We start from the raw sequence: 10,203 nt of genomic DNA on the forward strand, positions 1-10,203 counted from the left end.
TGGGCGGCGCAGTCCGTCGAGGAGCAGCGCGAGGGGCCGGCGCCACGCGTCGGGCGCGACGGACGTCAGTGCCGGGACGGCGCGGCCGAGCGCGGCCAGGGAGAACAGGACGTCCTCGACCGTGGCGTCCGGCCGCACGGACCCCTGCGCGCGGCCGCGCTCGAGGAGCACGTCGAGCGTCTCGCGGTTGTGCGCGTGGACGGCGTCCAGCGCCTCGACGCCGCGCAGGCCGGTGGTCATCAGGTCATTGGTGCCGCGGTCGGCGGCGAGCACGGCGAAGACGGCGTCGAGGTACCCGGCCAGCGCCGCCCACGCGTCCGGCGCCGTGCGTGCCCGCTCGCCCGCGTCGATCGTGCCGGTCAGCTGGTCCCGGAACACCGCGTCGACCAGGGCGACCCGGGTCGGGAAGTGCCGGTAGAGCGTCGCGTTGCCCACTCCGGCCCGGCGCGCGATGACGTCGAGCGGCGCCTCGAGACCCTGCTCGCCGAAGACCTCGCGGGCCGACGCGACCAGCAGCTCGCGGTTGCGTCGCGCGTCCCGCCTGCGCGGCACGTCCGCACGGTGCTCCCCGGTGGTCATTCCTGCCTCCGACCCGTCCCTGTTCCGGCTCCCGGGGAGTGCCCCCGGCCGTGATGCTATCGTCCGGAAGAGAAACGGGGACTACTCCCCGTTTGATGTACGCGGTCACCTCAGGAGGACGCATGGACGACGTACCGCAGACCGGGAGCACGCCGGCGCCGCGTCCGGACGCCCGCTCGGCCCTCGTGCTCGGCGGGGGCGGGCCCGTGGGCGGCGCCTGGCTGACCGGGGTCCTGGCCGGGCTCGCCGGGGCGGGCGTGGACCTCGACCGGTTCGACCTCGTGACGGGCGCCTCCGCCGGGGCGGTCTTCGGCGCGCGGCTCGCGTCCGGCGAGTCCGCCCGCGCGCTCTACGACCGGCAGCTCGCGGGAGCCGACCGCATCGACCTCGACGTCACCCTGGGACAGACGCTGCGGTTCCTGTGGGCGGCGGCACGCTCCCGCCGCCCCGACCGCGCCGCACGGAACCTGGGCCGGGCCGCGCTCGCCGCCCGCACCTGCCCCGAGTCGGAGGTGCTCGACGCCGTGTGCACCCTGCTGGGCGGGGTGCGGGACTGGCCCGGGCGCCCCTTGCGCATCGCCGCGGTCGAGGCGTCCACCGGGCAGGAGGGCGGCTTCGACCGGGACGCGGGAGTGCCCCTCGTCGAGGCGGTGGCGGCGAGCTGCGCCGTGCCCCTGGTCTGGCCGCCGGTCACCGCGGGCGGCCGCCGCTGGATCGACGGCGGCAGCCGCTCCAGCACCCCGTTCCGGCTCGCCCACGACCACGGCCGGATCCTCGCCGTGACACCGCTGCCGTCGGCGATCGGCCCGCATCCGCACGCCGCGCGGCAGGCCGCGGACCTCATCGCGCGGGGCACGGCCGTCCGGCTGCTGACCCCCGACGACGGCGCCCGGCACGCGATGGGCCGCGACATGACGGCGAACGACCGCCGCGCGGACTCCGCCGCAGCGGGCCACGCCCAGGGCACGGCAGCCGCCGCGTCCGTCCTCGCGCTCCTGGACGGGGCGGCGACCCCGGACGCCCCTCGGCGCAGGGCACACGGCTGACCGGCGGACGGCACGGTCGCCGGGGGGTCACCAGGCGACCGGGAGGGACCGCGGCCCCCGGATCAGCCCCTCCCGCTGGAACTCGACCCGGTCGCCCGGCACGGCGAGGCGCAGCTCCGGGAAGCGGCCGAGCACCGTCGTGATCATCACGTCCGCCTCCATGCGGGCCATGAGCGAGGCCAGACAGAAGTGCGGGCCGAAGCCGAAGGCGAGATGCCCGGGTCCCTCGCGGTCGAAGTCGAGGGCGTCCGGGTCGGGGAAGGCGGCCGGATCGCGATTGGCGGCGACATAGGCGTTGTAGACGACGTCGCCCTCCTTGATGACGTGGCCGCCCAGCTCGACGTCCTCGAGGGCGATCCGGGGGATGCCGACGCCGTTGCGGTGCGGGACGAAGCGGTACAGCTCCTCGACCGCCCGGGGCACCAGCCCCGGGTCGCGGCGCAGCCGGTCGAGCTGTTCGGGGTGGGTGAGCAGGGCGTACATCATCGAGCCGCTGTTGTTGCGCACCGCGTGACCGCCGCTGACGTAGACGGCCATGGCGAGCGAGACGGCCTCGTCGTCGGTGATCTCGCCCGACGCGGCCGCCGCGGCCAGGACGGTCGCGAGGTCCTCCGCGGGTTCGTCCCGGCGCCGGCGCAGCAGGTCCACGACGCGGGCGCGGGTCGTCTCGCGTGCCGAGCGGTTGCGCTCCTTCGCGTCCGCCTGGGACAGCAGGGCCTCGGAGTGGCCCGCCCAGGCACGCCAGTCCCCCTCGTCGACACCCAGGAACCAGCACACGACGGCGATCGGCAGCGGGGTGTGCAGATGCTCCATCAGGTCTGCGGGCGAGCCCGACTCCTCCATGGCGTCGAGCAGCTGGTGCGCGATGCGCTCCGTCATCGGCCGCAGCCGTTCCATGCTGCGCGCGGTGAAGGCGCGGGCCACGACGCGGCGCAGACCGGTGTGGCGGGGCGGGTCGATGTACTGGAGCCCCGCCGTGTGCGAGGCGACCGGGGTCGGGGCCATCGTCGTCACCGGGCGGCCCACGACCCGCTCCCGCGAGAAGCGCGGGTCGGAGGTCACGAGGCGGACGTCGTCGTAGCGGGTGACGAGCCAGGCGTGGCCCTCGCCGTACGGGAGCCGGATGCGGGTGACGGGCTCGTCGCGCAGGACCGCGTCGAGGAAGGGGTCCGGGGTCAGCCGGTCCAGGTCGTCGACGGGCCAGAAGCGCACCTCGGGCGCCGGCTGCGCCGCGGTCGATTCGAGAGTCATCGCCGATCCATCCCTTCGTGCGGCCCGGGAGTGTGCCGGCCCGCGGGCCCTGTGCCGTCCGGCGCCCGGTGCCCGGACTGTCACGGAAGCCTGCCGGGCGCGCCCGGCGCCCGCATTCCGCCTGACCCATTCGGGCCAGCGGGCGCGCGCCGGTGAGGCCGTTCGCGGTGCGGCGTTCCTTCGCGCGTCACCGGCGCGACACCGACCCCATCTTGTCGCGGACATGAAAACTCGGGAAGCTGAACTCCCTTTCCCCCCACAGCCGTTCGGCTGCGACGTCCGCGCCACGAGGAGGACGCAGTGTCGTCACCGTCGTCGAAGAAGCACCGCAGGAAGTGGCTCACCGGCCTGTCCGGGTTCACGGGGGCCGTCGCTCTCGTGATCGCCTTTCCGTCCGTCGCCTTCGCGGCCCCGCCGCAGGCCCTGCCCGCCAACGCCGAAGCCGCCGAGTTCGCCTACCAGCCGGCGTTCGACTACGACACGGACGGGTGCTACGCCACGCCCGCCATCGGCCCGGACGGGACCGTGAACGGCGGACTCGATCCCACCGGAGCGCTGAACGGCAACTGCCGGGACGCCTCCGACCTGGACAACACCAACAGCTATGTGCGCTCCACCTGCAACAACGGCTGGTGCGCCTACCTCTACGGCCTCTACTTCGAGAAGGACCAGGCCCTCGCGGGCAGCAGCCTGGGCGGGCACCGGCACGACTGGGAGCATGTCGTGGTGTGGGTGCAGGGCGACGCCGTGCGCTACGTGTCGACGTCCAACCACGGTTCGTTCACGGTGCACCCGGCCTCCGACGTCCGCTTCGACGGCAGCCACGCGAAGGTCGTCTATCACAAGGACGGCATCAGCACGCACTGCTTCCGGCTCGCCAACGGCAACGACGAACCACCGGAGAACCACAAGGGCACGTGGCAGTACCCGCCGCTCGTCGGCTGGAACGGTTATCCGCCGGGTGTGCGCGACATCCTGGCCTCGTACGACTTCGGGAGCGCCAACTTCGGCCTGAAGGACGCGAGTTTCGCCTCTCACCTCGCGTCGGCGAAGCCCTCGGAGATCCCCTTCGACCCGAACGCCTGAGCCACGCGGCTCACCGCGCCGCCGGTGCGTCCGCCCCCGTCTGCGGGGCCGGCGCGCCGGTGAGGCGGCCGGCCAGGGTTCCCGCGAACTCCTCGGCGCGGGCCAGCTGGATGCGCAGGTCGGCGACCCGCCGCTGCGCCGCCCGCTCGAAGCCCCGTACCCGCTCGAGCAGTTCGGCGTGCTCGGCGGCCGGGAGTGCACGGCCCGCGTCGAGCCGGTCGGTCGCGTCGAGCAGGTCACGCATCTCGTCCAGCGTGAACCCGAGCGGCTTCATGCGCCGGATCACCATGAGGCGGGCGACGTCGGCCTCGGTGTAGAGCCGGAAGCCGCCCTGCGAGCGGGCGGAGGGGATGACGAGACCGGCGTCCTCGTAGTGCCGGATGGTGCGCAGCGACAGCTCGGTCCGCTCGGCGACCTCGCCGATCTGCATGTGCTCGCCGCTCACGCGACCGCCCTCCTCGCCCTGCCGACCGGGACGGTCCGGCCCGGCCATCTCTACTCTAACGTTAGGGTAGAGTCTACGAGGTCCGGGTGGCCGACCCGTGCCATCGTGCCGGAGCCGACGCCGCCCCCGGTGACCACCGAGCCTGCGGGAAAGAGCGTGCGGATGCCCATGTCGTGCCGCGCCGCCGCCTGCCCGCCGTGACGTCTCGCCGCTGAGCCGCGCGCCGGTTCGCCGCTCGCCTCGCGGACCACCGGCCGGTCCGTCCGCGCCCTGCCGCACGCCGCCGCCCTGCCACGGCGTGCCCGACCACGACAGGTACCGCTTCTCTTGTCTGCTTCTGCGCACTCCCCCGCCGCGCGGCTGCGCGGCCTCGCGCCCCACTGGATCCGCGACCCGAAGGTGTGGCGCACCGAGGTGCTCGCCGGTCTCGTCGTCGCGCTGGCCCTCATCCCGGAGGCCATCTCGTTCTCGCTGATCGCGGATGTCGATCCGCAGATCGGGCTGTTCGCCGCGTTCACGATGGCGGTCACGATCTCGGTCGTCGGCGGACGGCGCGCCATGATCTCGGCCGCGACCGGCGCGGTCGCGCTCGTCATCGGCCCGCTCAACCGTGAGCACGGCTTCGGCTATCTCGTCGCGGCGGTGATCCTCGCGGGCGTGTTCCAGGTGACGCTCGGCGCACTCGGCGTCGCGAGACTGATGCGGTTCGTGCCGCGCAGCGTGATGGTCGGCTTCGTCAACGCGCTCGCGATCCTCATCTTCATGGCGCAGGTGCCCGAGATGACGGACGTGCCGTGGCCGGTGTACCCACTGATCGTGGCGGGACTCGCGCTGATGGTGCTGTTCCCCCGCATCACCCGCGTCGTGCCGGCCCCGCTGGTGTCCATCGCCGTCCTGACGGTGATCACCGTCGCGGCGGGGATCGCGGTGCCGACGGTCGGCGACAAGGGCGCCCTGCCGCAGTCCCTGCCGACGCCCGGGCTGCCGGACGTGCCGTTCACCTGGCACACGCTGACGGTCATCGCGCCCTACGCGTTCGCGATGGCGCTGGTGGGTCTGATGGAGTCGCTGATGACGGCGAAGCTCGTCGACGACATCACGGACACGCGCTCGAACAAGACCAGGGAGTCGATCGGGCAGGGCGTCGCCAACATCGTCACGGGCTTCTTCGGCGGCATGGGCGGCTGCGCGATGATCGGCCAGACGATGATCAACGTGAAGGTGTCGGGCGCCCGCACCCGCCTGTCGACGTTCCTCGCGGGCGCGTTCCTGATGGTGCTGTGCATCGTGTTCGGCCCGCTCGTCTCGGACATCCCGATGGCCGCGCTGGTCGCCGTGATGGTGATGGTGTCGTTCGCGACCTTCGACTGGCACTCCGTCGCTCCGGCGACCCTGCGGCGGATGCCCGCCGGCGAGATCACGGTCATGGTGCTCACCGTCGCGGTCGTGGTCGCGACGAGCAATCTCGCGATCGGTGTCGTGGTCGGCTCGGTCACCGCCATGGTGATCTTCGCGCGCCGCGTCGCCCGTCTCGCCGAGGTGACCTCGGTCCGCGACCCCGACGGCGGCCAGGCCGTGTACCGGGTGTCCGGCGAGCTGTTCTTCGCGTCGTCGAACGACCTCGTCACGCAGTTCGACTACGCCGGCGACCCCGACCGGGTGGTCATCGACCTGTCCGCCACGCACATCTGGGACGCCTCGTCGGTGGCCGCGCTGGACGCGATCGAGGCCAAGTACGCCCAGCGCGGCAAGAAGGTGCAGATCACCGGCCTCAACGCGCCCAGCGCCGACCTCCACGACAAGCTCAGCGGCGAACTGGCCAAGGGGCACTGAGCGCACACGGCCGGCGGTCGGGCGCTGTGGGCCGGGTCAGCCGGTCTGGGCGAGGTCGGTGATCTTCCCAGTCGCCAGGTCGGACCGCACCTTGATCCTGCTGACCTCGGGGTGCTCCCCCTCGCTCCACGTCAGCGTGACGCGCGCGGTCGAGTGACCGGCGCCCGACCCCGTGTACGTGACGTCCCACTTCACCGGCACGTTCTGCGCGAACAGAATGCCGTCGGCGTGCTCCCTGGCCTCGTACGCGGCGACCTTCTTGCGCGCGGCGGGCGAGAGGTAGAACGCGCGGAGCGCCTTGGCCTGGGCGCCGGCGGCCGGGTCGTCCGTGCTCCACACGGCGTCGATGTAGGCGCCGTAGAAGTCGGCCACGCGGTCGGTCGCGTCGCGCGGGTCTCCCTGGACGGAGGCGGGTGCGACGGTCGTGGCGTGCGGAGCGCCGGACGGCGCGGGTGCGGCCAGTGCGGGCGTCACGGCGGCAAGCCCGAGGGCCGCGGCGACGGCGCCCGCGACGAGCAGCCGAGCGCGCAGATTCTTGTGCATCAGAAGTGCCTTCCCCGTACAGCGTGCGGTGCCGTCCGGGCGAGGAGCGCCCGGACGGCGTTCGGTCACCGTCCAAGATGTCCCTTACCTGAGTTCAGTTCCAGTACCGCCGGACTTGTTTTGAAATGCGGTGAGTCGCTTCCGGGTACGTGTCGCGCACAGGTTTCCCGGTGTCTCCGCGTCCTCCACACGGGGACACGTGTCTGACGCACTCGGACACATGTCTGCCGGTCTCCCCCATGCGGTCGGTCCGAGGTGTGGCGGGCCGTCCCGCTCGCGGCGCCCGCCACACTCAACTCCCCTCCCGTCCGGCGCCCTTCCCCCTCCGACCCAGGGGCGCGCGGGGCGGCTCACGGACCTGCATAGGCACACACCTGTTCGGAGGCTGCGGCACATGTGGCGGCTGTACCATGCCTGCCACCCGTCAGCACTAGGGAGAGTGAGCCGGACATGGCCAGCCAATCCACCGAGACGCTCCGGTCCCGGTATGTCGAACAAGCCGCCTCGGATCTGGCGGAGAACCGACGCAGGCAGCAAGAACTCACCGACAGCATCGCGCAGTTGAAGCAGGAAGAGGCCCTGCTGACCGACATCCTCAGTCTCACCGAGCGTTTCCCGGGCCCGCGCCCCGCCACGGCGTCCGACGCGGGGTCCGACGCAGGTGCCGACGCAGGTGCCGACGGGGAGACACCTGCACCCGCCGCGCCGAGGACCCGGCCGAAGACACCGGCGAGGACGAAGGCCGCCCCGTCCTCCCCGGCGACCGGCAGGAAGCGCCGCGGCAAGAAGACGGCCGCCACGGCCCACACGCCCCGCCCTCTCCTGGGCGAGCTGCTGACCGGCCTCCTCGCGCAGTACGAGGAACCGCGCCTCGCCAAGGAACTGCGCGCCGAGCTCCTGGAGAAGCACCCGGACCGGACCCCGACCCCGCAGGTCGTGCGGAACACGCTGGAGTCGCTCGTCGCCAAGGGCCGCATCCAACGCCACAAGCAGCAGCGCTCGGTGATGTACACCCTGATCGCGCAGGAGACCGCCTGACGGCGGAGAGGGCTGCGACATGGAGTTCTTTGTGTACCACCGCGACCGGTCCGGCTCGCTCGCCCTCCGCCGGACGATGGTGGAGGAACACTGGGCGTACATGGACGGGTTCGCGGCGGAGCTGATCGCTCGGGGTCCCACCTACACACCGGACGGCGCGTCGCTCGCGGGGAGCGTGCACCTCGTCGACCTGCCGGACCTGGCGGCGGCGTGGGCCTTCGCCTTCGAGGAGCCGTGCTACCGGGCGGGCGCCTACCGCGACGTGACGGTGCGCCGCTGGCGCAACGAACTGGGCCGCACCATGTGGGAGTTCGCGGGCGGCCTCGAGGGCGAGGACAGGTTCGCGGTGATCGGGCTCGGGCCCGGCCCCGGGGCCCGGTACGCGGTGCCCGCCGAGCGCGAGGAGCTGCTCGCCTTCGGGCCGCTGCTCGCGGACGACGGAACGACGTGGCTGGGCACGGCCGCGCTGGTCCGCGCCCCGGACGCCGACACCGCACGCGCCGTCCTGGGCGCGGGCCCGTGGGACCACGTCGAGGTGCATCCGTGGGAGTGCGGCGGACGGCGCTGAGCCCCGCGGTGCGGGATGCGCGGGCGCGGGCGGAGTTGCGGCCCGGCGCGACCGGGGCAGTCTGGGTGGGGACGGTGTGCGCCTCCCGGTGCACAGCTGCCCGCCCGCACACACCTGTCCGGGCCCTGTCCACCCACCGCGAGGGAGCAGGACGCATGCAGATCGACCTGTCGGGGCGTACCGCACTGGTCACCGGATCGACGCAGGGCATCGGCGCCGCCATCGCCACGGGTCTCGCCCGCTCCGGAGCGACCGTGGGGATCAACGGCCGCGCGAAGGACCGGGTCGAGGCCGCGATCACGCGGATCCGCGGCGACGCACCCGGCGCGGACCTCGTGCCGGTCGTCGCGGATGTCACCACCGAGCAGGGCGCGGAACAGGCCGCCGCGGCGCTGCCGCACGTCGACGTCCTCGTCAACAACCTGGGTGTCTTCGACTCGGCCGATCCGCTGGAGATCAGCGACGCCGAATGGCGGCGCTACTTCGAGGTCAACGTGCTGGCCGCGGTCCGGCTCGTCCGGCAGTACCTGCCCGGCATGACCGAGCGCGGCTGGGGGCGGATCCAGAACATCGCGAGCGACTCCGCGATCGTGATCCCCGCCGAGATGATCCACTACGGGATGTCGAAGACGGCGCTGCTCGCGGTGACCCGGGGCTTCGCCAAGCAGGCCGCGGGCACGGGAGTGACCGTCAACTCCGTGATCGCCGGGCCGACGCACACCGGCGGCGTCGAGGACTTCGTGTACGGGCTCGTCGACCGGGAGCTGCCGTGGGACGAGGCGCAGCGGGTCTTCATGCGCGAGTACCGGCCGCAGTCCCTGATCCAACGGCTGATCGAGCCCGAGGAGATCGCCCACATGGTGGTGTACCTCGCCTCCGCACAGGCGAGCGCGACGACGGGCGGGGCACTGCGTGTGGACGGCGGCTACGTGGACGCGATCCTGCCCTGAGCCGGTGCCCGGACCTCGGCCGGGGTCCTGCGCGGAGCTCGCGGGTGGAGTGCGGAATCCCCTCCGTGCCCCGCACTCCGTCCCTGCGGCGTCCACTGCACCACACCGTTCTCGTCCGCCACAAGGCGTCGGAAGCGCCCGCGCACAGGCGTGCACCCGCCCGTCCGCCGCCCCGCTCCCCCGCGCGGTCCGCTCGCCCTCACGCGGAGACCGAGCGCGTCGACGCGGCTGACGGGTCGCCGGAAGCGGGCGGCCGCGAGGCGTCCGGCTCCGGGAGGGTGCGGAAGAAGAGCCAGCTCAGCACAGGCATCACGATCAGGGGAAGCAGCGCCGTCCGCAGACCCGCCGCGTCGGCGATCCGGCCGAGCACGGGGCCCGCCAGTCCGCCGATGCTGACGGTCAGTCCGAGCGTGACCCCGCTCGCGGTGCCGACCCGGGACGGCAGGTAGTCCTGGCCCAGAGTGACCTGGAGCGAGAACGGGACGTACAGGCCGGCCGACGTGAGCGCGACGAAGACGTACAGGGCCGGTCCGGGCACGACGAGCAGTCCGGCGACGGCGACGGTCGACAGGACGTAGGCCCAGCGGCAGACGCGGACCCGGTCGAAGCGTTCGGCGAGCGTCCCGCCGAGCAGGGAGCCCACGGCCCCGCCGGCGAAGAGCACGAAGAGCGCGGCGCTGCCCGCGCCGGCGCCGGCGCCGGCGTGCAGCCGCTCCTGGGCGTAGAGCGAGACGAAGGTGCTCAGGCCGACGAAGACGACGGAACGGCAGACGACGGCCAGCGAGAGCCGGACGAAGGACCGCACGTCGTCCCGCCCGCGCGGGGAACGCGCCCCGGTGGAGCGGCTGTCGGGCTCCCGGCCCA

11 protein-coding genes are annotated in these 10,203 nt (G+C 73.2%); 6 read left to right on the top strand and 5 right to left on the bottom strand.

Annotation, left to right across the window (positions count from 1 at the left end; genetic code table 11):
• A partial coding sequence (locus GTW43_RS06350; protein ID WP_161300638.1) for a TetR/AcrR family transcriptional regulator occupies window positions 1–579 on the bottom strand: 579 nt, incomplete at its 3' end.
• A gap of 122 nt (window positions 580–701) precedes the next feature.
• On the opposite strand from GTW43_RS06350, the gene GTW43_RS06355 reads away from it, so the two are divergent.
• Window positions 702–1,625 (top strand): patatin-like phospholipase family protein, encoded by a 924-nt coding sequence (locus tag GTW43_RS06355; RefSeq protein ID WP_161300639.1) that lies wholly within the window; start codon window positions 702–704, stop codon window positions 1,623–1,625.
• Between the two features lie 27 nt (window positions 1,626–1,652).
• Here GTW43_RS06355 and GTW43_RS06360 read toward each other — a convergent pair whose 3' ends face one another.
• Window positions 1,653–2,876 (bottom strand): cytochrome P450, encoded by a 1,224-nt coding sequence (locus GTW43_RS06360; protein ID WP_161300640.1) that lies wholly within the window; start codon window positions 2,874–2,876, stop codon window positions 1,653–1,655.
• Window positions 2,877–3,176: 300 nt separating this feature from the next.
• Here GTW43_RS06360 and GTW43_RS06365 point away from each other — a divergent pair, with 300 nt between their 5' ends.
• A complete protein-coding gene (locus GTW43_RS06365) occupies window positions 3,177–3,962 on the top strand; it encodes an NPP1 family protein (protein WP_161300641.1) in 786 nt (261 codons plus the stop codon).
• Between the two features lie 10 nt (window positions 3,963–3,972).
• Here GTW43_RS06365 and GTW43_RS06370 read toward each other — a convergent pair whose 3' ends face one another.
• Window positions 3,973–4,407 carry a MerR family transcriptional regulator gene (locus GTW43_RS06370; protein WP_161300642.1) on the bottom strand — a complete coding sequence of 145 codons (435 nt, stop codon included), beginning with the start codon at window positions 4,405–4,407 and terminating at the stop codon, window positions 3,973–3,975.
• A gap of 327 nt (window positions 4,408–4,734) precedes the next feature.
• Here GTW43_RS06370 and GTW43_RS06375 point away from each other — a divergent pair, with 327 nt between their 5' ends.
• Window positions 4,735–6,240: a SulP family inorganic anion transporter gene (locus GTW43_RS06375; RefSeq protein WP_161300643.1), complete on the top strand. Its 1,506-nt coding sequence runs from the start codon at window positions 4,735–4,737 to the stop codon at window positions 6,238–6,240.
• Between the two features lie 36 nt (window positions 6,241–6,276).
• Here GTW43_RS06375 and GTW43_RS06380 read toward each other — a convergent pair whose 3' ends face one another.
• Window positions 6,277–6,783 carry a hypothetical protein gene (locus tag GTW43_RS06380; RefSeq protein WP_161300644.1) on the bottom strand — a complete coding sequence of 169 codons (507 nt, stop codon included), beginning with the start codon at window positions 6,781–6,783 and terminating at the stop codon, window positions 6,277–6,279.
• A gap of 450 nt (window positions 6,784–7,233) precedes the next feature.
• Here GTW43_RS06380 and GTW43_RS06385 point away from each other — a divergent pair, with 450 nt between their 5' ends.
• The 3 genes from GTW43_RS06385 (at window position 7,234) to GTW43_RS06395 (ending at window position 9,339) form a co-directional block, all read left to right on the top strand.
• Window positions 7,234–7,821: a hypothetical protein gene (locus GTW43_RS06385; RefSeq protein ID WP_161300645.1), complete on the top strand. Its 588-nt coding sequence runs from the start codon at window positions 7,234–7,236 to the stop codon at window positions 7,819–7,821.
• A 19-nt stretch (window positions 7,822–7,840) separates the two neighbouring features.
• Entirely contained in the window at window positions 7,841–8,389 is a 549-nt protein-coding gene (locus GTW43_RS06390; protein ID WP_161300646.1) for a YciI family protein, read from the top strand.
• 155 nt (window positions 8,390–8,544) lie between these two features.
• The gene (locus tag GTW43_RS06395; RefSeq protein WP_161300647.1) at window positions 8,545–9,339 is read left to right on the top strand and encodes an SDR family oxidoreductase; all 795 of its coding nucleotides are present in this window, start codon (window positions 8,545–8,547) and stop codon (window positions 9,337–9,339) included.
• Between the two features lie 199 nt (window positions 9,340–9,538).
• On the opposite strand, the gene GTW43_RS06400 is transcribed toward GTW43_RS06395, so the two are convergent.
• The coding region (locus tag GTW43_RS06400; protein WP_161300648.1) for an MFS transporter at window positions 9,539–10,203 on the bottom strand (665 nt) is incomplete at its 5' end.

The sequence above is a fragment of the Streptomyces sp. SID5785 genome, assembly GCF_009870065.1.
Classification (GTDB): Bacteria; Actinomycetota; Actinomycetes; order Streptomycetales; family Streptomycetaceae; genus Streptomyces.